Annotated in this window: 24 protein-coding genes; 1 reads left to right on the top strand and 23 read right to left on the bottom strand. The window is 68.1% G+C overall.

Translation table 11 applies throughout. The annotated features are described in order from the left end of the window. Positions 1 to 9 precede the first annotated feature (9 nt). The 20 genes from ACYUME_RS24590 to ACYUME_RS24495 are packed head-to-tail and all read right to left on the bottom strand — an operon-like array spanning position 10 to position 18,047. Positions 10 to 1,236, bottom strand: a complete 1,227-nt coding sequence (locus ACYUME_RS24590; protein WP_460417335.1) for a beta-ketoacyl-ACP synthase — start codon at positions 1,234 to 1,236, stop codon at positions 10 to 12. Then, on the bottom strand, positions 1,236 to 1,964 hold the full coding sequence (fabG, locus tag ACYUME_RS24585; RefSeq protein WP_279880325.1) for a 3-oxoacyl-ACP reductase FabG: 729 nt from the start codon (positions 1,962 to 1,964) through the stop codon (positions 1,236 to 1,238). The genes ACYUME_RS24590 and fabG overlap by 1 nt, the downstream gene beginning before the upstream one ends. Further along, positions 1,957 to 2,427, bottom strand: coding sequence for a hotdog family protein (locus ACYUME_RS24580; protein ID WP_279880324.1), 471 nt, complete (start codon positions 2,425 to 2,427; stop codon positions 1,957 to 1,959). Before ACYUME_RS24580 ends, fabG begins: the two co-directional genes overlap by 8 nt. Next, a complete protein-coding gene (locus ACYUME_RS24575; protein ID WP_460417333.1) occupies positions 2,424 to 3,617 on the bottom strand; it encodes a beta-ketoacyl-[acyl-carrier-protein] synthase family protein in 1,194 nt (397 codons plus the stop codon). Before ACYUME_RS24575 ends, ACYUME_RS24580 begins: the two co-directional genes overlap by 4 nt. Beyond that, the gene (locus ACYUME_RS24570; protein WP_279880319.1) at positions 3,614 to 4,099 is read right to left on the bottom strand and encodes a hypothetical protein; all 486 of its coding nucleotides are present in this window, start codon (positions 4,097 to 4,099) and stop codon (positions 3,614 to 3,616) included. Before ACYUME_RS24570 ends, ACYUME_RS24575 begins: the two co-directional genes overlap by 4 nt. Next, on the bottom strand, positions 4,096 to 4,827 hold the full coding sequence (locus ACYUME_RS24565) for a class I SAM-dependent methyltransferase (protein WP_460417331.1): 732 nt from the start codon (positions 4,825 to 4,827) through the stop codon (positions 4,096 to 4,098). Before ACYUME_RS24565 ends, ACYUME_RS24570 begins: the two co-directional genes overlap by 4 nt. Then, a complete protein-coding gene (locus ACYUME_RS24560; RefSeq protein WP_279880314.1) occupies positions 4,824 to 6,071 on the bottom strand; it encodes an NAD(P)/FAD-dependent oxidoreductase in 1,248 nt (415 codons plus the stop codon). Before ACYUME_RS24560 ends, ACYUME_RS24565 begins: the two co-directional genes overlap by 4 nt. Further along, on the bottom strand, positions 6,058 to 7,215 hold the full coding sequence (locus ACYUME_RS24555; protein WP_460417329.1) for a sodium:proton antiporter: 1,158 nt from the start codon (positions 7,213 to 7,215) through the stop codon (positions 6,058 to 6,060). Before ACYUME_RS24555 ends, ACYUME_RS24560 begins: the two co-directional genes overlap by 14 nt. Beyond that, a complete protein-coding gene (locus tag ACYUME_RS24550; RefSeq protein ID WP_460417328.1) occupies positions 7,212 to 9,551 on the bottom strand; it encodes an MMPL family transporter in 2,340 nt (779 codons plus the stop codon). The genes ACYUME_RS24555 and ACYUME_RS24550 overlap by 4 nt, the downstream gene beginning before the upstream one ends. Next, positions 9,523 to 10,212, bottom strand: a complete 690-nt coding sequence (locus ACYUME_RS24545; RefSeq protein ID WP_460417326.1) for an outer membrane lipoprotein carrier protein LolA — start codon at positions 10,210 to 10,212, stop codon at positions 9,523 to 9,525. Before ACYUME_RS24545 ends, ACYUME_RS24550 begins: the two co-directional genes overlap by 29 nt. Then, positions 10,209 to 10,634, bottom strand: coding sequence for an acyl-CoA thioesterase (locus ACYUME_RS24540; RefSeq protein WP_279880307.1), 426 nt, complete (start codon positions 10,632 to 10,634; stop codon positions 10,209 to 10,211). The genes ACYUME_RS24545 and ACYUME_RS24540 overlap by 4 nt, the downstream gene beginning before the upstream one ends. After that, a complete protein-coding gene (locus ACYUME_RS24535) occupies positions 10,627 to 12,171 on the bottom strand; it encodes an HAL/PAL/TAL family ammonia-lyase (RefSeq protein ID WP_460417325.1) in 1,545 nt (514 codons plus the stop codon). Before ACYUME_RS24535 ends, ACYUME_RS24540 begins: the two co-directional genes overlap by 8 nt. Then, positions 12,152 to 13,090, bottom strand: coding sequence for an LpxL/LpxP family acyltransferase (locus ACYUME_RS24530; protein ID WP_460417324.1), 939 nt, complete (start codon positions 13,088 to 13,090; stop codon positions 12,152 to 12,154). The genes ACYUME_RS24535 and ACYUME_RS24530 overlap by 20 nt, the downstream gene beginning before the upstream one ends. Then, positions 13,087 to 13,821: a glycosyltransferase family 2 protein gene (locus ACYUME_RS24525; RefSeq protein WP_460417323.1), complete on the bottom strand. Its 735-nt coding sequence runs from the start codon at positions 13,819 to 13,821 to the stop codon at positions 13,087 to 13,089. The genes ACYUME_RS24530 and ACYUME_RS24525 overlap by 4 nt, the downstream gene beginning before the upstream one ends. Beyond that, positions 13,814 to 15,493 (bottom strand): AMP-binding protein, encoded by a 1,680-nt coding sequence (locus ACYUME_RS24520; protein ID WP_460417321.1) that lies wholly within the window; start codon positions 15,491 to 15,493, stop codon positions 13,814 to 13,816. Before ACYUME_RS24520 ends, ACYUME_RS24525 begins: the two co-directional genes overlap by 8 nt. Next, the gene (locus tag ACYUME_RS24515; protein WP_460417319.1) at positions 15,490 to 16,035 is read right to left on the bottom strand and encodes a COG4648 family protein; all 546 of its coding nucleotides are present in this window, start codon (positions 16,033 to 16,035) and stop codon (positions 15,490 to 15,492) included. The genes ACYUME_RS24520 and ACYUME_RS24515 overlap by 4 nt, the downstream gene beginning before the upstream one ends. Further along, on the bottom strand, positions 16,032 to 16,286 hold the full coding sequence (locus ACYUME_RS24510) for an acyl carrier protein (protein WP_279880292.1): 255 nt from the start codon (positions 16,284 to 16,286) through the stop codon (positions 16,032 to 16,034). Before ACYUME_RS24510 ends, ACYUME_RS24515 begins: the two co-directional genes overlap by 4 nt. 9 nt (positions 16,287 to 16,295) lie before the next feature. After that, entirely contained in the window at positions 16,296 to 16,568 is a 273-nt protein-coding gene (locus ACYUME_RS24505) for a phosphopantetheine-binding protein (protein ID WP_279880289.1), read from the bottom strand. Next, entirely contained in the window at positions 16,537 to 17,355 is an 819-nt protein-coding gene (locus ACYUME_RS24500) for a lysophospholipid acyltransferase family protein (protein ID WP_279880286.1), read from the bottom strand. The genes ACYUME_RS24505 and ACYUME_RS24500 overlap by 32 nt, the downstream gene beginning before the upstream one ends. Next, the gene (locus ACYUME_RS24495) at positions 17,331 to 18,047 is read right to left on the bottom strand and encodes a beta-ketoacyl synthase chain length factor (RefSeq protein ID WP_460417318.1); all 717 of its coding nucleotides are present in this window, start codon (positions 18,045 to 18,047) and stop codon (positions 17,331 to 17,333) included. The genes ACYUME_RS24500 and ACYUME_RS24495 overlap by 25 nt, the downstream gene beginning before the upstream one ends. A 325-nt stretch (positions 18,048 to 18,372) precedes the next feature. On the opposite strand from ACYUME_RS24495, the gene ACYUME_RS24490 reads away from it, so the two are divergent. Next, entirely contained in the window at positions 18,373 to 19,146 is a 774-nt protein-coding gene (locus ACYUME_RS24490) for a ParA family protein (RefSeq protein ID WP_028688427.1), read from the top strand. Between the two features lie 346 nt (positions 19,147 to 19,492). On the opposite strand, the gene trxC is transcribed toward ACYUME_RS24490, so the two are convergent. The 3 genes from trxC to mscK form a co-directional block, all read right to left on the bottom strand. Next, positions 19,493 to 19,927 (bottom strand): thioredoxin TrxC, encoded by a 435-nt coding sequence (gene trxC, locus ACYUME_RS24485; protein ID WP_460417316.1) that lies wholly within the window; start codon positions 19,925 to 19,927, stop codon positions 19,493 to 19,495. 59 nt (positions 19,928 to 19,986) lie between these two features. Then, entirely contained in the window at positions 19,987 to 21,447 is a 1,461-nt protein-coding gene (selO, locus tag ACYUME_RS24480) for a protein adenylyltransferase SelO (protein ID WP_460417315.1), read from the bottom strand. 121 nt (positions 21,448 to 21,568) lie between these two features. Then, on the bottom strand, positions 21,569 to 24,874 hold the full coding sequence (mscK, locus tag ACYUME_RS24475) for a mechanosensitive channel MscK (protein ID WP_460417313.1): 3,306 nt from the start codon (positions 24,872 to 24,874) through the stop codon (positions 21,569 to 21,571). Between the last annotated feature and the right edge of the window lie 26 nt (positions 24,875 to 24,900).

The following is a 24,900-nucleotide window of genomic DNA, read 5'->3' as shown; positions in this document are numbered from 1 at the left end:
GTGGTGGTGTCAGGGCCAGCGGCGGAAGATCAGCGAAGTGTTGACGCCGCCGAAGGCGAAGTTGTTGTTCATCACATGCTCGTGGCTCATGCCGCGGAATTCGCCGCGCAGGTAGTCCAGCTCGCCACAGCGTGGGTCGATGTCATCGAGGTTGAGGGTGTGCGCGTAGCGGTCGCTGTTCATCATCTCGATGCTGAACCACGACTCCAGCGCGCCGCAGGCGCCCAGGGTATGGCCGAGGAAGCTCTTCTGCGAGCTGATCGGCATGCCCGGTCCGAACAGGCTGCTGGTGGCCAGGGTCTCGGCGATGTCGCCCTGCTCGGTGGCGGTGCCGTGGCCGTTGACGTAGCCGATCGCCTCGGGCGGCAGGGCGGCATCCTCCAGCGCCAGCTCCATGGCCCGGCGCATGGTGGCCTGTTCGGGACGGGTGGTGTGCTGGCCATCGGCGTTGCTGCCGAAACCGACGATCTCGGCGTGGATTCGCGCGCCGCGCGCCAGCGCGTGTTCCAGTTCCTCGAGCACCAGCATGCCGCCACCCTCGCCGATCACCAGCCCGTCCCGGCCACTGTCGTACGGGCGGGGGCTCAGGTGCGGGGTGTCGTTCTTCAGGCTGGTGGCGTACAGCGCGTCGAACACCATCGCCTCGGTGGGGCACAGTTCTTCGGCGCCGCCGGCGAGCATCAGCGGCAGGCGGCCGTACTTGATCGCCTCGTAGGCGTAGCCGATGCCCTGGCTGCCGCTGGTGCAGGCGCTGGAGGTGGGGATCAGGCGCCCGGTGAGGCCGAAGAAGATGCTGATGTTGGCGGCGGTGGTGTGCGGCATCATGCGCACGTAGGAGTTGGCGTTGAGGCCGTCGGCCACCGAGTTGAGCAGCATGTTGCCGAACGCCTTGATCTCGTCGGTGCTGCCGGTGGAGGAGCCACAGGCCACGCCCATGCGCCCGTCGCGAATGCTCGGGTCGTCGAGCAGGCCGGCGTCGGCCAGGGCGCGCTCGGCGGCGGCCACCGCCAGGCGCGATACCCGGCCCATGCTGCGCAGCTGCTTGCGGGTCCAGTGGCCGGGCACCTGGAAGTCATCGATCGGCCCGGCCAGGCGTGTGTTCAGTTCCTCGAACCGGTCCCACTCGTGCATGCGGCGGATGCCGCTGCGCTGGCCGGCGAAATGCCCGGCGATGGTGGCCCAGTCGTTGCCCAGGGCGGTGAGGCCGGCCATGCCGGTAACCACGACGCGACGCATCAGCACAGCCCTCCGTTGACCGCCAGCACCTGGCGGGTGATATAGGCCGCCTCGGGCGACATCAGGAAATTCACCGCGCCCGCCACTTCTTCGGGCGTGCCCATGCGTCCGGCCGGGATCATCTTCAGCAGCTCGTCGACCGGCACATGCTCGTCGAGCATGGCGGTGTCGATCAGCCCGGGAGCCACGCAGTTGACGGTGATGCGGCGCTTGCCCAGCTCGATGGCCAGGGCCTTGGCGGCGCCGATCAGGCCGGCCTTGGAGGCGCTGTAGTTGACCTGGCCACGGTTGCCGATCAGCCCCGACACCGAGGTGATGCAGACGATGCGCCCCGGTGCGCGGCGGCGGATCATCGGCATGCTCAGTGGCTGCAGCACGTTGTAGAAACCGTCGAGGTTGGTGCGCATGACCTGGTCCCAGTCTTCGTCGCTGAGCGCCGGGAAGGCGCCATCGCGAGTCAGGCCGGCGTTGCACACCACGCCGTAGTAGGCGCCGTGGGTCTCGACATCGGCTTCGAGCACGGCCCGGCAGGCGGCGCGGTCGGCCACGTCGAACTGCAGTACCCGTGCCTGGCGGCCCAGCGCCCGGATTTCGACGGCCACGGCATCGGCCTCGGCGCGGCCGCTGCGGCAATGCAGCACCAGGTCGAAACCGGCGCGGGCCAGGCGCAGGGCAATGGCCCGGCCGATGCCTCGGCTCGAGCCGGTGACCAGGATGGTGTCAGTCATGGGAGGGCTCCTCTGGGTCCGCCTCGGCCAGGTAGCTGGCCACTTGCGGTGGGCGGTAGACATTCAGGCGGGCGCTGGCATGGATGCCGGGGCCGCGCAGGTGGCATTCGAACACGCCCATGCCGTTCTCGTCTTCGAGCGAGCGCAGGGCGTGGATGTGCAGTTCGCTGCCGACCGGGAAGTGCTCGACATCGCATTCGTACTTGCGGGTACCCAGCAGGAAGCCCAGCTCCACCGGTTGGCCGTTGCGACGGGCGCGGCAGCCGGCATAGGCGGCCACGCTCTGGGCCATCAGCTCGACGCCCAGCCAGGCCGGCAGGCTGCCGTCGGCGCGATTGAACAGGCCGCCAGGGCGCACCGTGGCACGGGTGTGGATCTGCTCCTGATCGCAACTGTCGATCCGCTCGATCAGGATCATGTCGCCGGCGTGGGGCAGCAGTTCGGCCAATGGCCAGGGGATCATGGGGTGTCTCCGAGAATCAGGCTGACGTTGTTGCCGCCGAAGGCGAACGAATTGCTCATCAATCGGCGTGGCCGCCGCGGGTCGAGGCGCTGGTTGCCGTCGACCAGGGCCAGGGCCGGCAGCTGCGGATCGCGCTGGCCGTCCCAGATGTGCGGTGGCAGCAGGCCCTGTGGGTTGTGCCCGCTCAGGCTCAGCCAGCAGAAGGCCGCTTCCAGGGCGCCGGCGGCGCCGAGGGTGTGGCCGGTCATCGGCTTGCTCGACGAGCAGGGCAGCGTGCTGCCGAACAGGCTGTGCACGGCCAGGCTCTCCATGGCGTCGTTGTGCGGCGTGGCGGTGCCGTGCAGGTTCAGGTAGTCGATCTGCGTCGGCGCGAGGCCGGCATTGTCCAGTGCTTTGCCCATGCACTGCAAGGCGCCGGCGCCGGTCGGGTCCGGCGCGGAAATATGGTGCGCATCGGAGCTGGCGCCGGCGCCGAGCAGGGCGATGGAGGGGCCTTGGCGGTTGCGTTCGCGGGTCATCAGGAACAGCGCCGCGGCCTCACCGATGTTGATGCCGTCGCGATTGACCGAGAACGGGTTGCAGCGTTGCTCGCTCACCGCTTCCAAGGCACTGAAGCCGTTCAGGGTCAGGCCGCACAGGCTGTCCACGCCACCGCACAGCACCGCGTCGCACAGCCCTTGTTCCAGCAGGCGGCGGGCGCTGAGCAGGGCCCGGCCGCTGGAGGTGCAGGCGGTGGAGATCACATAGGCCGGGCCGCTCAGTTGCAGCCAGTCGGCGAGGAAATTGGCCGGCGCGCTCAGCTCTTGCTGGTCGTAGCGATAGTGTTCGGGGAACTGCCCGACCTGCAGGTAATGGGCGATGCCCGCGCTGGCTTCGGCGATGCCAGAGGTACTGGTGCCGAGAATGACCGCGATGCGCTGTGGGCCATGCTCGGCGATGGCCTGGCGAATGGCCGGCTCGATCTGCAGCGCGGCGCTGTACAGCAGCTGGTTGTTGCGGCTTTGCCGGTCGGCCAGCGGCAGCGTCGGCAGCTCGCCGCTCACTGCGCCGACCGGGGGTTGGCGTCCGGGGATCCAGCCAGCCTGGTGGCGCATGCCGGAGCAATCGCCGGCGAACAGGCGGGCAGCCACTTCGGCCTGGCTGCGGCCGAGGGCGCAGACCAGGCCCAGGGCATTGAGATAGGCGGTCATGGCGTGGTCTCGCTGGGCAGTGGGTCGATTACATAGCGCAGGCCCTGGCCCAGGTTCAAGTCGAAGCGGTCGCTGGCCCGATAGGTGACCTGCCAGCGGTCGTCGAGCCAGCGCCGCTCGCCTTGCTGGCGGGCCTGCGGATACAGCTGTGGCAATTGCCTGGCCGGGGTCAGGGCGAACAAGATGGCGGCGAACAGCTCGCGGGCCTCGGGGTTGGGCGGCAGCAGGCCGTCGGCCTGCCAGCGCTGGCCATCGAGCAACTGGCGGGCCTGGGGGATGCCCAGCAGGTCCAGCAGCGACCAGCGCAGGCGGTCCTCTTCACGCTGGATCACCAGCAGCCAGTCCTGGCGCTGCCCGGCCTGCTCGCGGGCCACATGCAGTTGCTGCGGCAGGGTCAGTGCCGGCAGTTGCGCGGGCAGCGGCGTGCGCGCGGCGCAGGCGCCGAGCAGCAGGCACAGGGTCATCGCCAGCAGTGCTTTCATGCGGGCTCCAGGGGCTTGCGCGCCACCACGTTGACCAGCGTCTCCTCACGCTGGCCGACCGCTGGCGGCTTGCGCAGGCCGAGACGTTCGAGCAGGCCGAAATCCTTGGCCCGGCTCCACCACAGGTAGGGGTACGAGACGTTTTGCGGGCCGAACTCGAAGCCTTGCTCGCGGAGCATCTGCAAGTAGCCTTCGGCGCTCTTCTGCACGTGCATGGGGTGGCGGAAGAACCAGCGGATCACCCAGGTGTCGATGTAGGCCTCGGTGGACTCGGCGAACAGCAGGTAGCCACCGGGCTTGAGCACGCGATGGAACTCGGCCAAGGCCTTTTCCTGCTCGACCAGGTGGTGGAAGGTCTGGTGGCAGAACAGGATGTCGACGCTGGCATCCGGGTACTGCAAGTGGGCGCAGTCGCTGCCCTGCAGCTCCACCTCGATGCCCAGGCGTCCGGCTTCGGCGGCGCTGAGCTCGAGGCTGTGCGGGTCGGCGTCGGTGCCGAGCAGGCGCGACGGAGCGAACACCCGGTGCAGGTGCTTGAACGACTTGCCCTGGCCGCAGCCGGCATCGAGCAGCACCGGGGCCTGGGGCGGTTCGCCGTCGAACAGGCGACGCAGGTCGTCGATGGCCACGCGCAGCACGTGGTGCTGCCAGGTGTGGCTGCTGAGGAAGCGAAAACCAATACGGGTTTCCTCGACATAGGTGTCGCTCAGGTAGGGCTGCTGGCTCATGCCGGTTCCCTCGCGCACAGTTCGGCCAGGGTGCGCAGGCGCCGCCGGGGCTCGGCGACGAATGGGTTGCGGTTGTCCCAGGCGTAGCCGGCGAGGATCGAGCTGATCATGGCGCGGATCTCCGGCGAGCTGCCGGGGTGGTAGATCACGTCCTGGAAGCCGCCGTCGTACCAGCCCTCCACATACACCCGGAAGGTGTCGACGCCGCGCTTGAGCGGTTCGGCGAACTCGCGCTGCCAGTCCACCGCTTCACCCAGCAGCTGGCGGTGCAGCACGCCGGCGGCCATGCTCGCCGAGCGCATGGCGATGGTCACGCCCGAGGAGAACACCGGATCGAGGAACTCGGCGGCGTTGCCGAGCAGGGCGAAGCCGTTGCCATGCAGGCATTTGACGTTGGCCGAGTAGCCGCCGATGGTGCGCGCCGGGGTGTCCCACACCGCGTTGGCCAGGACCTTGGACAGGCTCGGGGTCTGCGCGACGAAGTGTTTCAGGCACAAGTCCAGGTCGGACGGCGCCTCGGCGAAGCGTTCGGCGGCGGCGACTACGCCCAGCGAGGTGCGGCCATCGCTGAACGGGATGGTCCAGAACCAGATATCGCGGTGTGCGGGGTGGGTGGTGATGAGGATCTTGTCGCGGTCGAAGCCGGGATGGTCGATGCGGTCCTCGACATGGGTGAACACCGCCTGGCGCACTGGGAAGTTCGACGGCGCCTCCAGGTCGAGCAGGCGGGGCAGCACCCGGCCATAGCCACTGGCATCGAGCACGAAGGTGGCCTGCACCTGGTACTCGCTGCCATCTTCGCGGCGCACGCGCAGCAGGGGCTGCGCGCCGCTCATGTCGGCGCTGACGATCTCCTGCTGGTAGCGGATCTCCACGCCCTGGGCCTCGGCCTGGTCGGCCAGCAGCTGGTCGAAGCGCGCACGCTGGACCTGGAAGGTGCTCGGCTTGCCCTGGGTGAAGGTCTGGCCGAAGTCGAAGTGCGTGTATTCGTCGCCCCAGGCGAAGGCCGCGCCGTTCTTGTGCTGGAAGCCCGCGGCCTGCAAGGCCTCGAGCATGCCGGCTTCCTCGACGAAGTCGAGGCAGTGCGACAGCAGGCTCTCGCCGATGGAGAAGCGCGGAAAACGCTGGCGTTCGATGATCAGCACGTCATGGCCCTGGCGCTTGAGCAGCGCGGCGGCGATGGCGCCGGACGGGCCGGCACCGATCACCAGGACCTGGCGTTGTTGCAGTTCAGTGTTCGGCATGAGGCCTCCTTGCCGGGGAAACAGATGTAAGGGGTAGACGGTGCAGGCCCGCCAGCGCGGGCATCAGGGTGGCGACCAGGCTCATCAGCATCAGCGCGAAGTACAGCGCCGGACTGATCAGCTGCTGGGACAGCAGCAGGTTGAGAAAGACGATTTCGCTGAGGCCGCGGATGTTCAGCAGCAGGCTTTCACGCCATTTGCTGGCGCCGGCGAACGACGGCGCCGCCCAGCTCAGGCCGAGCCAGTTGCCGAGCAGCTTGCTGAAGATCGGCAGCGCCAGCAGCGCCGCCAGCTGCCAGGTGTCGAAGCCCTGCAAGGCATGGTGCGCGTCGATCTGCACCACACCGTAGGTGAGGATCAGCGGCACCGCGAAGCCCTGTTGCAGGCGGCGGCTCCAGGCCTCGGACAGTGGCAGGCGCACCGGCACTTCGAGCCACGCCAGGCACCCCAGGTAGCCGATGCCGAAGATCAGGGCATTGAGCTTGTAGTGTTCGGCGCCGAACAGCAGTAGCAGGAACAGCAGGCCGTAGGCCTTCGGCGCGCGCAGGCCGAGGGCGTATAGCGGCAACGGCAGCAGCGCCGCCAGCAGTGGCAGCGCCAGGCTGGCGGGCTGCAGGCTGCCCTGGCCAAGGCCCAGCAGCAGCCAGCACGCCAGGTCGATCAGGATCGCCGCCTGCAGCAGACGGCGGCTGGCGCTGGGCGGGTAGTCGATGGCGCGCAGGTACAGGTACAGCACCGGGATCGCGGTGATGGCGAACACCAGGCCCAGGGCCAGCGCGCTCACCCCGCCCAGGTCGAGCAGCCACACCGCGCAGCCCAGGCCGCAGGCGAACGGCACCAGGAAGCTGGGCAGGGCGAGCTTCAGCGCCTCGCGGTCGGGGCGCAGTTCCACCACGTCGCCGAGGATATGCCCCAGCAGCAGGGCGAAACTGCAGCCGTAGAGGATCTTCAGCCAGGCCGGGGCCACCAGCGCGGGACCATCGATTTGCCAGTACGGCTCGATCCACAGGAGCATGAGCACCGGCAGCACCAGGGTCGCCAGCAGCAACTGGCTGACGATCGGGATCAGCCCCAGGCGCTTGCCCAGGGCGCTGGCCAGCGCATACAGCGCCAAGGCCAGGGCCCAGAAGGACAGGACGGTCATGGTTGCTCGTGCGCTCCATCGCCAGAGGCGGCCCAGGGCGCCAGGAGGAAACTGAAGGCCAGGCCCAGGCTCACCGCCAGGCCGAAGTTGCTCACCGCCGGGGTGCTGGACAGTGCCAGCAGGCCGAACGACAGCCAGGTGGTGAGGGCGGCGAGCAGGGTGCCAAGCAGGCTGACCGCGGCGCCGCCGATGCGCTCGTGCATGAGGATCGCGTAGTCGACGCTGATGGCGGTCACCAGCAGCAGGCCGAACAGGCTGAACAGGGTCAGTGGCTGACCGAGCCAGCCTAGGCTGGCCAGGCTGCACAGCGCCGCCAGCAGTGGCAGGGCGACGATGCGCAGCGAGCCGCGCAGGCCGAACGGCAGCACCAGCAGCACCAGGATCAGCGCGCAGGACAATAGCTTGAGTTCGGCGGCGCTGACCTGGGTGGCGGCGAACAGCTGGTTCAGCTCGCCGAGCCGATCCACCAGCTGGACGCCCTCCAGGTCATCGACCTGCAGGCGCAGCAGGGCCGCGTCGGCCTGGCCTTGCAGGCTGACGATCGCCGCCACGCCATCGCCGTCCTGGCCCAGCCACAAAGGGCGCCAGGCTTCGCCGAGCGGGCCGGCCAGCACCTGGTCGATGGTTTGCGTGGGCAACTGATCCAGCCGCGCGAGTTCTGCGTCCAGGGCGGCCTGGGGGACACCCAGGGCCAGCAGCGGTTGCCAGTGCGCGGGCAGGTTGGCCAGTGCCTGGCGCGTGCGCGCCTGTTCGGCCGGGCTGGCGATGAGCTGGCCGAGGCTCATGTAGCCCTTGAGCTTGTCCAGGTCGCGCAGCTCGCCGAGCTTGACCGACAGCGCTTGCAGGCGTTCGAGCAGCTGTTGCTGGTCGGCGCCGCGCACCAGGTAGAACTGGCTGGTGGGCTGATAACCGGTGATGCGCGCCACCGCCTGCGCCTCTTCGAGCAACTGAGGCGGGCTACCGACCCATTGGCGAATGTCGTTGTGGGTCTCGAGGCGCCACAGGCCGGTCGCGCAGAACGCCAGCAGCAGCGCCAGCAGCGCGCCACTCGGCACCTTGCGCAGCAGGCGCTGGCGCCAGCCGGTGAGGGTTTTGGCGACCCGCAGCGGCCATTGCGCCGGGCGCAGTTCGACGCCGCCCAGCAGCGCCGGCAGCAGGCACACCGCGCACAGGTAGGCGCCGACCAGGCCGGCGGCGGAGAAGGCGGCGATCTGGGTCAGCGCCGGGAACGGCGTGAAGGCCAGCGCCAGGTAGCCGATGCAGCTGGTGGCCAGGCTCAGGCTCATGCCCGGCAGGGTCAGGCGTACCGCGGGCCAGCTGCGCCAGGGCCGCAGGCTCCAGCTTTTCGACAGGTAGTGCAGGGGATAGTCCACCGCCACGCCGATCAGGCTGGAACCCAGGACCAGGGTCATTACATGCATCTGGCCGAACAGCGCCACGCACACCACCGAGCCGAACAGCATGCCCACCAGGACCGGGACGAAGGCCAGCAGCACGCGCCAGCGGCGAAAGGCCAGCAGCAACAGCAGGAGAATGCCCAGGGTGGCGCCACCGCCGACCCAGGTGATCTCGCGGCTGGCCTGCTGTTGGCCGGCGGCGGCGTGCAGCAGGCCGCTGGCCGCCAGCAGCCGCGCGCCTTGCTGTTCGGCCTGCGCGCGGCCATCGGCCAGCAGCCCGGCCACCTGCAGCGGTAACTGCAGGTCGAAGGCATTGCCCAGCGTGCGGGCGCGCAGCAGTACCCAGTGGCGACCGTCGGCCTCGGCGACCAGGGCGCCGCTGGCGGTGTCCAGGGTGACGTTGGCAGGCTTGGGCTGGCTGTTCTGGATGCGCCCGGTCAGGCCCAGCCAGTCGTCCTGGCTCGGCACCAGGCTGAAGCCGGCGAAGGGATCGAACAGGCTCTGCACGCGCTGCTCGACGAACGCGTCGGGCTGATCGCGCAGCTGCTGGCGATCCGCTGTCGAGAGCATTGCCAGACGCCCCTGGAGCAACTGTTCGCGCACGGCGCCAAGGTCGGTCTGCACGCTCCACTGGACTTTTTCGAACAGCCCGCTGGCCTGCCACTGGCCGGCCAGCCGCTCGGCCAGCGCCAAGGCCTGCTGGCGATCGGCATGGCCGACCAGTACCAGCAGTTCGCGGTTGAGCGGTTCCTGCATGCGCTGCTCGGCGCGCTCCACCAGCGGGTCATGGGTGGCGCCGGGGACCAGGGTCATCAGGTCGGCCGACAGCGGCGCGCCGCGATGCCATTGCCAGCCGGCGACGGCGAGCATGACCAGCAACAGGGCCAGGAACAGGCGGGGCAACAGACGTTCAGTCGGCAAAGTCGCTGCGCTCCGCATCGCTCAGCGCTGGGGCGCCGCTGCTTTCGGGCAGACGCAGCACGGTGCTGTCGCCCTGGGTTTCGCTCAGCTCGATGCGTTCGACGAAGCGCCCGCCACTGATGTCGATGCGCTCGAACACTTGCTTGAGCAGCAGTGAGCGGGGCGTCAGGCGCAACTGCCAGTGCGTCGCGTCGCCCGTCAGGTTCAGCTCGAAGTCGCGTTGCAGGCCGCTGCTGTCACCCTGCAGCACGGCGAAGAACAGGCGGTTCTGCTGGGCCCCGGCACTGTGGCTGGGCAAGGTCTGCCAGCCGCTCGGGTCGCGGCGGGCGATGCCGTCGGCGTCGATGCGGTAGTCCTGGCGCAGCGGGGTTTGCAGCAGCCAGAGCAAGCCATGGTCGCGGGCCAGGACGAAGCGGCCTTTGCTCAGCAGCGGCTGGGGCAGGGCGCGCAGGTGTTTCTCCTGGATGAACGGGCCTTTGACCACGGCGGGTTCGCTGAGCTGCTTTTGCAGGTCGTCGAGGGTGAAGGCCTGGGCCAGGGGGCTGATGAGCAGCAGCAACAGGGTGAGCAATGCCGGGACCTTCGCGGGTAAACCCGCTCCCACAGGTTTTGCGCTGCCTGTGGGAGCGGGTTTACCCGCGAAGAGGCCGGCAATGCCAACGCAGAGACCGTGGCTCATGGCAGCACCTTGGCGACGGCATCGAGCATCGCCTGGGGCGAGGCCAGCTGCATCTCGCCGCTTTCGATATGCACCGCCACCTGCACGGTGCTGGCACGGGTCATGCGCTCACCGGTGGTGGCGTCGCTGATCAGGTAGTGGATCTTCAGGCGATTCTCCCACTCCACCAGGCTGGCGCGCACGGTCAGGCGCTGGCCAAAGGTGGCGCCGCGGATGTAGCGCAGCTGCAGGTCGATCACTGGCCACGCGTAGCCGCTGGCCTGCATCCGCCGGTAGTCGTGCTCCAGGCGGTCGAGCAGCGCGCAGCGGGCGACTTCCAGGTACTTGACGTAGTGGCCGTGCCAGACGATGTGCATGCTGTCGACGTCGAAGAACGGGACGACGATCTCGCTGTCGACGTGGAACACCCCGGGGTTACGCATGCAGCCTCCAGTGGCGCTGGCCGATGCGTGCCAGGCACAGGCGCAGGTCGTGTTCCAGGGCGCGGTCCTCGGTGACCGGCGCGAAATCCACCAGCAAGGCCGCATGCATCTGCGCCAGGGCCGGTGGCAGGGCGTGCGCGTCGGCCAGGCGCTGGCGCAGCCAGACACCCTGGTTGGCGGCCAGCAAGGTAGCGGCGGCGACCTGTTCGGTCAGTTCCAGCACGCGCAGGGCATCGCGGGCGGCGATGGTGCCCATGCTGACCTTGTCCTGGTTGTGGCACTCGGTGGAACGGGAGAACACGCTGGCTGGCATGGTCTGCTTGAGCGCCTCGGCGGTCCAGGCGCTGGCGCCGATCTGCACGGCCTTGAAGCCGTGGTTGAGCATGGCACGCTCGGGGGCGGCGCCGGACAGGTTGCTCGGCAGGCCGTGGTTGTAGCGCACGTCCACCAGCAGCGCGAGCTGGCGATCGAGCAGGTCGGCGACGTTGGCCACCAGGGTCTTCAGGCTGTCCATGGCGAAGGCGATGTGTCCGCCGTAGAAGTGCCCGCCGTGCAGCACGCGCTCGGCGTCGCCGTCGATGATCGGGTTGTCGTTGGCGCTGTTCAGCTCGGTCTCGATGAAGCCGCGCAGCCAGCCCAGGCTGTCGGCCAGCACGCCCAGCACATGGGGCGCGCAGCGCAGCGAGTAGCGGTCCTGCAGGCGGTGCAGGGGTGGCAGCGGGGCATCGATGGCCAGGTCCTGGCGCAGCCAGGCGGCAACCTGGGTCTGGCCGGGGTGTGGCTTGGCGGCGAACAGGCGCTCGTCGAAATGCTCCGGGTTGCCCTGCAGGGCGATGACGTTGAGCGCGGTGATGCGCGTCGCCAGCTTGAGCAGGTAGTCGGCGCGGGCGTAGGCCAGGCAGGCCAGGCCGGTCATCACCGCGGTACCGTTCATCAGCGCCAGGGCCTCCTTGGGCCGCAGCACCAGCGGTTGCCAGCCCAGTTCGCGGTGTACGTCAGCGCTGCTGCGCCGCTCGCCGCGGTACATCACCTCGCGCTCGCCGGACAGCGTGGCGGCCACGTACGACAGCGGCGTCAGGTCGCCGCTGGCGCCCACCGAGCCTTCCTCGGGGATCAGCGGCAGGATGTCGTGTTCGAGGAACTGCTGCAGGCGCTCCAGCAGCACCAGGCGCACCCCCGACACGCCGTGGCTCAGCGAGCGCAGGCGGGCGGCGAGCACGGCGCGGGTGGCGGCGGCGTCGAGCAGCTTGCCCAGGCCGCAGCCATGGAAGGTGTAGAGGTGGCGCGGCAGGGCCTCGACGTGCTCCAGCGGCACGGCGACCACGCAGGAGTCGCCGTAGCCGGTGGTCACGCCGTAGATCACCCCTTCCTTGTCGAGCAGGGTGTCGAGGAAGCGCGCGCCGCGTTCGATGCGCTCGCGGTAGGCGGTGTCGCCGTCCAGCCGTGCCGAGGCCCGGCGCTCGGCCAGGGCGAGGACGTCTTCGATCGCGAGCGGCGACTCGCCGAAGGTTACAGGCTCATGCGGATGCATCGTCATCGGTCTTCCAGAAAGGGTAGAAATTGAACCACTGCAAGGGCGCCTGGCTGCAGTAGTGGCCCAGGCGCTGGGCATAGCGCGCCGCCCACTCGGCGATCACCTGGTCGCGCTGGCCGCGCCGCCACTGCACGCGCTCGGCGAAGGGTTCGAGGGTGACCCGGTAGCGACCCTGGTGCTTGAGGCAGAACAGCAGGTTGAGCGGGCATTCGAGCATGCCGGCCAGCAGCCACGGGCCTTGCGGGAAGGCGGCCGGGTGGCCGAGGAAGTCCACCTCGACCGTGCGCGCGCCGTGCAGGGGCACGCGGTCGCCGGCGATGGCCAGCCACTCGCCGCGCTCCAGGCGCTCGGACAGCTGCAGCATGACCGCCGGATCCAGCTCGCTGACCTGGATCAGGCGCAGGTTGCTCGCCCCGGCCTCGCCCAGCAGGCGATTGAAGCGCTCGGCGTGGCGGGTGTGCACCAGCACGTTCATGGTCACCTGTTCGCCGAGCTCGGCCAGGGCGCGACACACCTCGAGGTTGCCCAGGTGCGCGCCCACCAGCATCTGGCCGCGCGCGCCGCGCAGCTGCTGGCGCAGTTGCGCCGGGTCGTCGATCTCGATGTCTTCCAGGCGCAGTTTGCCGTTCCACACGTCGAGCTTGTCCAGCAGCGCCTCGGCAAAGGCCATGAACTGGCGGAACACTCGCCACTGGCCGGGCATCGGCGTCTGTCCGCCATTCCACTGGGCGAGCCGTTGCTGGTACTGCCAGGCACTGCGCCGGGCGCGACGACCGAACAGGAAGAAATAGCCGACGATGGCATGGATCAGCGGGCTGAGCAGGCGTCGGCCGAGCAGGCGCACCAGGGTGGCGGTCAGCTTCATCAGCCAGAAGCTGCCGCGCTCCTGGTGCTCGGCCCAGTGCCTGGACTGCTGGCTCATGCGCGCCACCTGCGCCAGAGGATCAGCGGCGCGCGCAGGAGCATGCCGAAGAACAGCTTGGCGTGCATCTTGGAGATCAGCGCGTTGTCGTGGAACAGGCGAAAGTGCGACAGGCCGTCCTGCGGGTAGTGGACCCGGGTCGGCAGCCAGTGCATCGGCTGGTTGCGCCAGGCCAGGCGCACGAGGATTTCCGGATCGAAATCCATGCGCCGACCGAGGGCGACGCTGTCGATCAGCGCCAGGGTCGCGGGCAACGGATAGACCCGGAAGCCGCACATGGAGTCGGGGATCTGCAGCGACAGGCTGTTGATCCAGACCCAGACGTGGGTCAGGTAGCGTGCGTACAGGCGGCCCTTGGGCACGCTGGCGTCGTACTGCGGATAGCCGCACACCAGCGCCTGCGGGGACGCCTGCGATTGTTCCAGGAAGCGGCTGACGTCGGCCAGGTCGTGCTGGCCATCGGCATCCACCTGCAGGGCATGGCTGAAGCCCAGGCGCGCGGCTTCGCGCAGCCCGGCCATGACCGCGCCGCCCTTGCCCTGGTTGACCGCGAGGGTGACCAGATGCACATCGGCCTGTGCCGCCAGCTGCCCCAGTACCTGGGCGCAGGCCGGGTGGCTGGCGTCGTCGACCAGCACGCAGGGCAGGCCGGCACGGCGCAGGTCGGCGACCACGGCGGGCAACGCCTGTTCGTGGTTGTACACCGGGATCACGGCGCAGGGCTTATGCACTCGCCACCTCCAGCAGGATTCGACCACTGGAGCAGGGCTGCCCGGCGTAGGTGTAGGCGAAGTACAGCTTGCCGCGTTCGCGGTCGAAGCGCAGGGTCAGGGTCAGCTCGTCGCCGGGGCGCACCAGCTGCTGGAACTTGAGCACTTCCATGCCGGCGAAACGGCCCTGTATGCCAAGCCGCTCGCCAGCCAGGGCGATGGCCCAGTCGACCTGCACCACGCCTGGCAACACGGGCGTGCGCGGGAAGTGGCCGGTGAAGCAGGCCAGGTCCACCGGCACGGCCAGGCGCAGATGCGTCTCGTCCTGTTCGTGCCGTAGCTCCAGCACCTCCGGTGCCAGGTTGCGCGGGGCGAGCAGCAGCGCCTGGAGGGTGGCCTGTGGCAGTTTGCCCTGGGCGTTGAGCGGCATTTGTCGCACCAGCCGCCAGCGCCTCGGCAGGGCCAGGGCTTCGCAGTGTTCGGCCATGTGCGCGCGCAGGCCCTGCACCAGCGCCCGGCGTCCCTGGTTGCGCAGGGCATGCAGGCCGCTCGGCGAGAGCACCAGCACGGCCCCGAGGTAGGCGCGGCCTTCCTCGATCATGCCCAGGCGCGCTTCGCCGACCCAGGCGTGGGCGCCCAGGACGTGCTCCAGCATGGGCAGGGACACGCGTTTTTCCTCCAGCTTGACGATGCGATCGAGGCGACCGAGCAGGCGCAAGCGCCCATCCTCGGTCAATTCGGCGGCATCGGCGCTCTGCTCGACATGGCCGTCGGGCAGGTAGGGCGAGGCGATGCGCAGGGCGCCGTGTGCGTCCAGGCTCAGGCGGACGTCGGCGAACGGCTGCCACAGCGCTTCGCCCTGGCGCCAGGCGATGCCCCCGGTCTCCGAGCTGCCGAGGATTTCCGTGGGCCACTGGCCAAGGCGCTGGTGCAGGCGCTCGGCGGCGTCGGCGGGCAGTTCGCCGCCGGAGGAGAATACCTTGCGCACGGGTTGCAGGGCCGGCCAGTCGAGGTTGTCGCCCATGCGCTTGAGCAGCGCCGGGCTGGCCACCCAGGCGAATACCGGGTGCTCACGGCTGGCGCGTTGCAGGTCCTCGGGGAAGGGCAGTTGGCGGCGCTCGAAACCGCGCCCGGCGCACAGCGGCCAGAGCACGCGGAACAGCAGGCCGTAGATATGCTGGGTGGCGACGCTGCCAATGATCCAGGCATCGCCCAGGGCGTTGCCCCACAGGCGTTCGAGGGCGTTCACCTCGTTGGCCAGCTGGCGCAGCTGCTTGTCGATGCGCTTGGGCTCGCCGCTGGAGCCGGAGGTGCACAGGCTGACGCGGCTCTGCGCCAGGTCGAGGTCGGCGGCAGGCAGCGGTTCGGCCAGCAGGGCCTCCAGGGCGGTGTCACCGGGCTGCTCGCTGAGCCACAGGTCGACCTGGCCGCCCCAGCGTTCACGGGTGCCTGGCTGCAGGTCGCTCGGCAGCAGCACCTCGGCCCCGGCGCGCCAGGCGCCGAGCAGGGCGATGGCCAGTTGCGCGGCATCCTCCAGGTAGATGGCCAGGCGCGTCACGCCGCGCTGGCGCAGGCCGCCGGCCAGGCGCAGGGCCTGCTGGCACAGCTGGGCGTGGTCCAGCTCGGGTGCCTGGGTCACCTGGCGCGGCGCATCCAGCGGGCGCAGCAGGTGTTCGAGGTTGATCCAGCTCATGGGCGTCCTCGCACACGTTGTCGTATCAGCCATTCGATGGCGAACAGCAGGCCCATCGCGACATAGGCGATCAGGCCGTTGTACAGGGTCCACCAGCTCAACGGCGCCCACAGGGTGAGGCCGGCGGCGATCAGGCCGTTGAGCAGGAAGAACAGGCTCCATGCCTGGGTGACCCGGCGCGTGTAGCGCACGGCCCGGGGTGGCAGCTCAGGGTCGCGCAGGCGGGCCAGGCGTTCGGCCATGGGCATGCCGTGCAGCAGGGTGGCGCCGAACAGGGCGAGCATGAACGCGCTGATCAGCACCGGATACCAACGCAGCAGCTGCGGGCTGTCGGACAGCCCCAGCAGGGCACAGAAGGCCAGGGCGGCCACGGCCATCCACAGGCTGCCAGGGCGGCGCGGCGCGCTCAGTGCGCGGGCCAGCCACAGCACGCCGAGCAACAGGGCGAACTGCCAGGGGGCGAAGTGGCCCATGCCGAAATGCACCGCGAAGGGATACAGTACCCCGGCCAGCAGCAGGCCGAGGCCGATCAGGCCCTTCATGCCGCGGGATTGACCAGGCGGTACACGGCTTCGACCACGTCATTGACGGTGCGCACCGACTTGAAGTCATCGGCGGCGATCTTCTTGCCGGTCTGGCGCTTGATGTGGTCGATCAGGTCGACCGCGTCGATGCTGTCGATTTCCAGGTCCTGGTAGAGGTTGGACTGCAGGCTGATGCTCGCCGGCTCCAGTTCGAACAGCTCGACCAGGGCGTCGCGCAGGATGTTGAAAATGTCTTCGCGGGTTTGCATGGTGCGGTCTCAGGCGGCCTTGCGGGCAGTGACGAACGCGGCCAGGGCGGCCACGTTGCTGAAATGGTTGCGGGTGTCCTTGGCGTCGGCGTCGATCTTGATGCCGTAGCGCTTCTGGATCGCCAGGCCGAGTTCGAGAGCGTCGACCGAGTCCAGGCCCAGGCCTTCGCCGAACAGGGTCTGGTCGTCGGCGATGTCCTCCACGCCGATGTCCTCGAGCCCCAGGGCGTCGATGATCAGCTGCTTGAGATCACGGTTGAGGTCTTGTTGTGGCGCGCTCATTGGCGGCGAGCTCCTTGATGTAGTGCTGGTGCAGGTGGTCGTTGAGTTTGCGCGAGGCCTGGGGCGCCGGCCCCTGTGCCGCGAAGGCCTGGGGGTCGATGTCGGCGCCGACCCGCAGGGTGAAATGCACGCGGCGGGCGGGAATGCGGTACCAGGGCTCATGCTTGGTCAGGGTGGTGGGGCTGACCTGGATGGTCACCGGGGTGATGATCTTCGCACCGCGCAGGGCGATGGCGGCGGCCCCGCGATGAAAGGTGGGGGGCTGGCCGGGCGCGGTGCGCGTGCCTTCGGGGAAGATGATCAGCGGCTGGCCCTGCTGCAGCGAGGCCACCGCGGCATCGAGCATGTCCATGCTGCCGTCGTTGCCGATGTACTGGGCCTCGCTCACCGGGCCGCGGGTGAACGGGTTGTCGAACAGGCTCTGCTTGACCACGCAGTTGGCCTGGCGCACGAGGCCGATGAGAAACACCACATCGATCAGCGAGGGGTGATTGGCGATGATCATCTGCCCGGGACGCCCCAGGCGCTCGGCGCCTTCGATCCGATAGGTGAGCACGCCGACGGCGTGCATGAAGCGCACGAAGCGCCAGAACAGCCAGCCGATGGTGTGGCGGGCGCGCTGGCGGTGGCGTTCGGCGCCGCCTGGCAGGCAGGCGAGCAGGGGAAACACCAGCACGCGCAGGGCCAGGCCGCCCAGGCCGAACAGCACGAAGCTTGCGGCGGTCGCCAGCAGTCGCCAGTAATAGGCGTCTCGCGTGCGGCTCACGGTTGGCGTTGCCAGTTCCATGCTCGACGCTTCCATATATGGGTGAAGGAATCCCGGCCGCTCAGCGAGGCCTGCAGCCAGCTCAGGGCGTGGGGCAGGGGCGCCGTGGCGGAGGTGGCCGCCTGGCCAGGGGTCAGTTGCCATTGCATTCCCGGGGTCAGCAGCAGGCCCAAGGCATAGGCGAAAGGCACGTCGTCGATCCAGGGGCTGTAGGCTTGCGGAGGCAACTCCTCGGTCACCACCAGAAGCACCGCCGGGGCGCCCTCGCCCAGCAGCGTCGCCGCTTCGAGCAGGCCATGCTCGAAACCATCGCCGGCCGCGGCCAGGGCGGTCATCTCGCAGGTCGATCCGCGCAGGATCGACCACTGGCCGATCACCGCGTTGTGCACCGACAGGCTGAACTGGGTGGGCGACAGTGGTTGCGCGGCGGCCAGCTCGCTGAGGATCGAGAAGGTGCGCGGGGTCTCGCCGTGACGGGAGACGAACACCAACGGCAACCGCTCGTGCCCTTCGGCCAGCGGCCAGCCCACGGCGAAGGCCATGCGCGCCAGGTGGCTGAGGCGACGGCGTTGCATGGCGGGCAGGAACGAGACATCGGGAGCGGCCCCGTCCTGATGCGGCTGCAACTCGCCGTGGGCCCATGCCTGCCACTGGGCGGAGGTTTGCAGGCCGGGGGCCCAGGCGCGCCATTGGCTGATATCGAAGCTGATCATGATGAATATGACGTTCGCGTCTGCTGTGTGCCCTGAAGGATTTCCTTGCCGTGGGAATGATCCCTGGCCACCAGCCTTGCAGGGGAGCGCATGGGCGAGTGGCGGGCATTATCCCGGTGACCGGGGTGTGTATCAATCCGCATGGTGGCAATCAGACAATCGCCGCACGCATGTGCACCATGTCTGGCTATCCATATGTGTGATTTCCGACAATCGGTTGGCTATACAGTGTCGGATGCAATCGCCACAACTTGAGCGAAGAACGCTGGCCATTGACGCCTGGTCGCCACATACTCGGGCATTCGTTGATACACGGAGGTCTGACATGCGGCGCGTGGTGTTCAATCAGAAAGGTGGCGTGGGCAAGTCGAGCATTGCCTGCAATCTCGCGGCGGTCAGCGCCAGTGAAGGCTATCGGACCCTGCTGATCGACCTGGATGCCCAGGCCAACTCCACTCAGTACCTGACCGGGCTGACCGGCGACGACATCCCCATGGGCATCGCCGACTTCTTCAAGCAGTCGCTGTCCAGCGGGCCGTTCGCCAAGAAGAACAAGGTCGATATCTACGAAACCCCCTTCGACAACCTCCATGTGGTCACCGCCACCCCGGAGCTGGCTGACCTGCAGCCCAAGCTTGAGGCCAAGCACAAGATCAACAAGCTGCGCAAACTGCTCGACGAGCTGGACGAAGATTACGAGCGGATCTACATCGATACGCCACCGGCGCTGAACTTCTATGCGGTTTCAGCGCTGATCGCCGCTGATCGCGTGCTTATCCCCTTTGACTGCGACAGCTTCTCGCGCCAGGCCCTGTACGGCCTGCTGGCCGAGATCGATGAGCTCAAGGAGGATCACAACGACGAGTTGGTGGTCGAAGGTATCGTGGTCAACCAGTTCCAGTCACGCGCCAGCCTGCCGCAGCAGATGCTCGACGAGCTGCTGGCCGAGGGCCTGCCGGTGCTGCCGGTGTACCTGGGCAGTTCGGTGAAGATGCGTGAATCGCACCATGCCAGCCTGCCGCTGATCCATCTGGAGCCACGGCACAAGCTGACCCAGCAGTTCGTTGAGTTGCATGATTTGCTGGAGCGTAGTGCGTGAGGGCTTGCAGGTGTTCGCCGAAAGTTCTTCGGCGCCCATGAGATCGAGCGCCGCCCGCGCGGCGCATCGCGACGCAAGGCCGCTCCTACATTTGTTGCAACGTGCCGAACCTGTCAGGCCATGGTTGCCCGCCTTGGCGCATGTCTTGAGACAGGTGAGGCGCCAGTGGTGCCCACACTGAAACCGCGTCGTACCCACAAGGCGGACCAGGTAATGGCACAGGATTGACTGGTCCGAAATAGATGTAGGAGCGGCCTTGCGTCGCGATGCGCCGCGCGGGCGGCGCTCGATCTCATGGGCGCTGCAAAACTTTCGCCTAGCACCTGTCAGCCCTGATGCGATCCCCTCAAACCCCTTGCCCGCGCAACCATTCCAGCAACGACTGCAACGGAAACGCCCCAGCCTGGCGCGCCACCTCGCGGCCATTCCTGAACAGGATCAGGCTGGGAATCGAGCGGATGCCCAGCTGCCCGGCGAGGTTGCGGTTGGCCTCGCTGTCGAGCTTGGCCAGGCGACAGCGGCCGGCGAGCTGGCGTGCGGCCTGTTCGAACACCGGGGCAAAACTCTTGCACGGGCCGCACCAGTCGGCCCAGACATCCAGCAGCAGCGGCAGGTCGCCCTTGATCTGGGCGGCGTAGGCACCCTCATTCAGTTCGAAGGGCTGAGAGAGCAGCACGTCCTGCTTGCAGCGGCCACATTTGGGGCTGTCGCCCAGGCGCTCGGCGGGCAGGCGGTTGAGACCATTGCAATGGGGGCAGGGGATTACGAGTGGGTCAGCCATGTAGCTCTCCTAGAGGACATCGTGGGAGAGGCGGTGCCCTCTCCCGCAGAAGGGGATGGTCATGATGAACAGCTGATCTCCAGGTGCTTGCCCCACTCCGGCGGTCGCTCGGCATACGCCTGCATCCCAGGTTGTTCCTCGAACGGCCTGCTCAGCACCTGATGCAGCCGCCGTACTTCACTGTAGTCGCCGCCCTCGGCGGCTTCGATGGCCTTCTGCGCCAGGTAGTTGCGCAGCACGTACAGCGGATTGACCGCATGCATGCGCTCACGACGCCCTTCGGCATTGCCTGGCTCGCGCTCGCAGCGCGCCTGGTACTCGGCGCTCCAGGCGTCGAAGCCGGCCAGGTCGATGAATTCGTCGCGTACCACCTGCAGGGCCTGGGCCACGGGCTGCTCGCCCAGGCGACGGAAGAACAGGGTGTAGTCCACGCCGCCGCGCTGCATGCACTGCAGCAGGCGTTCGACCAGCGCCATATCGTCGTCCTCGGCCGTGGTCAGGCCCAGGCGGCGGCGCATCAGGTCCAGGTAGTGCGCCTGGTACAGGGGCAGGAACAGCCCCAGCGCCTCCTTCAACGGTTCGACGTCGATCACCGTGGTCAGGGCCTGGGCCAGGGCGCTGAGGTTCCAGTGGGCGATCGGCACCTGGTTGGCGTAGCTGTAGCGCCCCCGGTCGTCGGAGTGGTTGCAGATGAAGTTGGCGTCGAAGTCGTCGAGGAAGGCGTAGGGACCGAAGTCGAAGGTGATGCCGAGGATCGACATGTTGTCGGTGTTCATCACCCCATGGCAGAAGCCATAGGCCTGCCAGCGGGCGATCAGCTCGGCGTTGCGCTCGACGATGCTGCGGAACATGGCCAGGTAGGGTTGTTCGGCGTCGCGGCACTCGGGGTAGTGCTGCTCCAGTACATGGTCGATCAGCACCCGCTGCTGTTCCGGCTGTTTCGTGTAGTAGAAGTATTCGAAGTGGCCGAAGCGCACGTGGCTCTGGGCCAGGCGCAGGAGCATGGCGGCGCTTTCGCGGGTTTCGCGCCATACCGGGGTGCTCGAGCCGATCACGCACAGCGCGCGGCTGCTGGGGATGCCCAGGGCGTGCAGGGCTTCGGAGGCGAGGAACTCGCGGATCGACGAGCGCAGCACGGCGCGGCCATCGCCCATGCGCGAGTAGGGGGTCTGGCCGGCGCCCTTGAGGTGCAGGTCCCAGTGCTCACCGGTATCGTTGAGCACTTCGCCCAGCAGCAGGCCACGGCCATCGCCCAGGCGCGGGTTGTAGGAGCCGAACTGGTGGCCGGAGTAGACCATCGCCCGTGGGTCGGCCTCTTCCCACAGCTTGGCGCCGCTGAACAGCTCGGCGAACACCGGCAGGTCGGCCTGGGCCGGATCGAGGTCGAGCAGGGCCATGGCCGCTTCGCTGGCGACGACCAGGCGTGGGTCGGCGATCGGGTCGGGCAGGACCTGGGTGGAGAAGGCGTCACCCAGGCGGGCGAAGCGGTTGTCGAATGTCAGGTGGTCGAGGGTTTTCACAGGCCGGCTCCGCAGTTGGAATGATCGCGGGGCAAGCCCGCTCCCACGATCGGTGCGTGGGAGCGGGCTTGCCCCGCGATGCGGTAGGACATTGTCAGGGTGTCCACCCCCTGGCGTCCACTCAGCTCGGCGTAGCGCTGTCCGGCTTGCGCTCCATCGGGATCAACTGCTGCTTGCCGCCTTTGGTATCCATCAGGAACACCTCCACCTGGCGTACCGAGATCTTGATGTCGTGCGCCTTGAACTCGCGGTTGATATAGCGGTTCATCTCGTCCAGCGTCGGGTTGCGGTCACCCAGGTCGCGTACGTGCATGCGCAGTTCATGGTCCAGCGAGCTCTCGCCGAAGTTGAGGAAGTACACCAGCGGCTCCGGATCCTTGAGCACCCGTGGGTTCTCGTGCGCGCCCTTGAGCAGTAGGTCGCGGACCAGGTCCAGGTCCGAGCCGTAGTCGATGCCCAGCTTGAGCGTCACCCGGGTGACCGTGTCGGTCAGCGACCAGTTGATCAACTGTCCGGTGATGAAGGTCTTGTTGGGGACGATGATGTCCTTGCGGTCGAAGTCGGTGATGGTGGTGGCGCGGATGCGGATCTTGCTCACCGTGCCGGACAGGTTGCCGATGGTGATGGTGTCGCCGATGCGCACCGGACGCTCGAACAGGATCATGATGCCGGAGATGAAGTTGGCGAAGATCTCCTGCATGCCGAAGCCCAGGCCCAGCGACAGCGCCGCCACCAGCCATTGCAGCTTGTCCCAGCTGACCCCAAGGGTGGCCAGGGTGCTGACGATGCCGACGCCGGCGATCACATAGGACAGCAGCGTGGTGATCGCATAGGCGCTGCCCTGGGCCAGATTCAGGCGCGACAGCACCAGCACTTCGAGCAGGCCCGGCAGGTTGCTGGCCAGGGCCACGGCGATGCCGGCGATGACCATGGCGCCGAGCAGGTCGCCGAGGCTGATCGGTACCATGCTGGCCGCAGCGCCCGTGCCGCTGCTGTACTCGTAGAGGGTGATGTTGTTGAGGTAGGAGAACACCGTGATCAGGTCCGCCCACACCCAGTACAGCCCACCGATGAAGCCGCCGAGCAGGGCCAGGCGGATCAGGCGCAGGGACTGCTGGTTGACCTGCTCGATATCCAGGGTCGGCTCCTCGACCACCACTTCGCCGTCGAGCCCCTCCTTGGCCGCCTGGCGTTTGCTCAGGGCGCGCTGGTAGGCCAGGCGCCGCGCCGCCACCGACAGGCCACGAACGAACGCGGCCTCGATCACCAGCCAGAACAACAGCAGGTAGAGGGTGTAGATCAGTCGGTCGGTGAGCTTGAGGGCGGTGTAGTAGTAGCCGAAGCACACCGCCACGAACAGGGCGATGGGCAGGGCGGTGAAGGCCACCCCGACGGCCTTGCGGAACAGCGAGGTGTCCTGGTGCGCCGGGCTGCTCAGCAGCAGGCGGCTGAGTAGCCAGGCCATCAGCGCATAGCAGGTCAGCACCACGCCGATGCCCAGCACGTCGTCGGCCAGGGCCGACGGCTGATGCTCGGCCACCGCCACCACGCCGACCAGGGCCAGCACCACGGTGCCGAGCCGGCGTACCCAGCCCCGCAGGAACTCGACCTGGGGCTTGGGCCAGCGGAAATGGATCTCGGCCACGCCGCCCGGGGCGAGGATGCGGTAGGCGGTGTAGAACACCAGCCAGGCCTGGGCGATCTGCCACAAGGCGGCGCCGAGGTTGGCGTTCTGTCCGCGGGCGTCGAGCTGCAGGGCATAGCTGCCCAGGGTCAGGGCCAGGGCCACCGGCAGGGCCAGCAGGATGTTGATCAGGATCGCCTGGGGCGTGTGCCACTGGCTGTCGCGCTTGAAGTGGCCGATGTCCTGGTGGACCTTGCCCAGGCGCCGGTACAGCGCCTTGCGCCGCCACAGCAGGGCGCCGATCACCAGGATCAGTGGCAGGAACAGCAACGGCTGCTGCACCAGGCCGTCTGCGAGTTCCTTGATGCCGGCGCCCCACGGCAGGCTGGCCACCTGGTAGGTCAGGCGCTCGGGCACCTCGCGCAGCCATTGCCAGTCCAGCGGCTTGTTGCTGGGGATCCAGAACATCTGCTCTTCCAGGGTGGTGCGCAGGTTCTGGGCGGTGCTCAGCAGCTGCTTCTGGTTCAGCTGCAGGGTGATGCACTCGTTGAGCAGCGCCGACAGCTCGCGGTTCAGCCGCTCGAGCAGGTCGCTGCGGGTGATCGCCACTTCCAGCAGGGCCTTGCGCAGCTGTGGGGTGACGTCCTCCTGGGGCTGGTTGGCCAGCAGCTTGTCGACATAGCTGGACGGGCTGCTCATCTGCTCGCGCTGCTGGTTGACCTCGAACTGGTACAGGCGGATATCGGCGATCTGGTCGGCCAGGTCGCGATCGACCTTCAGGTGCGGCAGCGCCTGCTTCTGCTTGTAGAGGATCTTGGACAGCAGCAGGCTGCCCTTGAGCACGTTGATCTGCTCGTCGAGGGCCTGATCGGCCTGGGTGAGGGTATCGAGCTGCTGCTTGGTGCGCAGGTTCTGCTGGGTCACCTCGTTGAGGCGGTCGGTGCTGCGCAGCAGGTAGTCGGAGAGCTGCAGGTTGGCGGTGCTCTCGGTGGCCAGCAGGTTACTGCCACCGGCCTTCTGCGCCTCGAGCGACTGCTGGGTGACGGTCTGCTGCGACTGGGCCAGACGCTTTTCGTTGATCAGCGTCTGCAGGTCCTGGATTTCCTGTTCCAGGCGCGCGGCGCGCTCGATCAGCAGGTCATGGCGGGCATTGCCCAGGTCTTGCAGCACACTGTTGCCGGCCAGTTCCTGGCGGCGCAGCAGGGTGAGGGCATTGAGCGAGGCCAGTTCGGCGTTGAGCTGGTTGCGCTGGTCGGCGTTGAGCGTCTTGCCGCCGTCCTTGCCGCTCTTGAGGCTGTTGTTGATCTGCTGGATGCGGTTCTGGTTGTTGCTGATCTCGGCCTGGGCGCGCTCGGGGCGGGTCTGCGAGTTGATGACCAGGCTGTTGGCTTCGGACAGCGCCTTCTGCAGCTCGCCCTGCTGGGTGCTGCGCTCGCTGAGCATCTGTTCGAGCTGGGGCACGCTGAGGCTGACGTAGCGCTGCGCCACTGGCACGCTGAGGGTGGCCTTGAGCTTGATCAGCTCGCGCTGGCTGTCGCGGATCTCCTGGGGCGCGCTGGCCAGCTGCTGCTTGAGCGCCTCGAGCTTCTTCTCGCTGTCGTCGCGGGCGGCGAGCAGTGCCAGGGTCTGCTCCAGCACCTGTTGCACGGCTTTCTGCTCGGCTTCGGGCAGCTTGCGCTCGGTGATCTTGCTCAGGCTGCTCTGGATGCCCGGGGTGGTCGGGACTTCCACCGCGGCGGCGGCGAACGAGAGGGTCAGGCACAGCCCCAGCAGGGCTGCGCGGCAGTGGTCACGCAGGGACATAGGCAGAGTTCTTGGGTAACGAGGCA

The organism is Pseudomonas sp. microsymbiont 2 (assembly GCF_054788395.1).
Note: the sequence above shows the minus strand (reverse complement) of the source record. Positions and strands in the feature narration are given on the sequence as shown.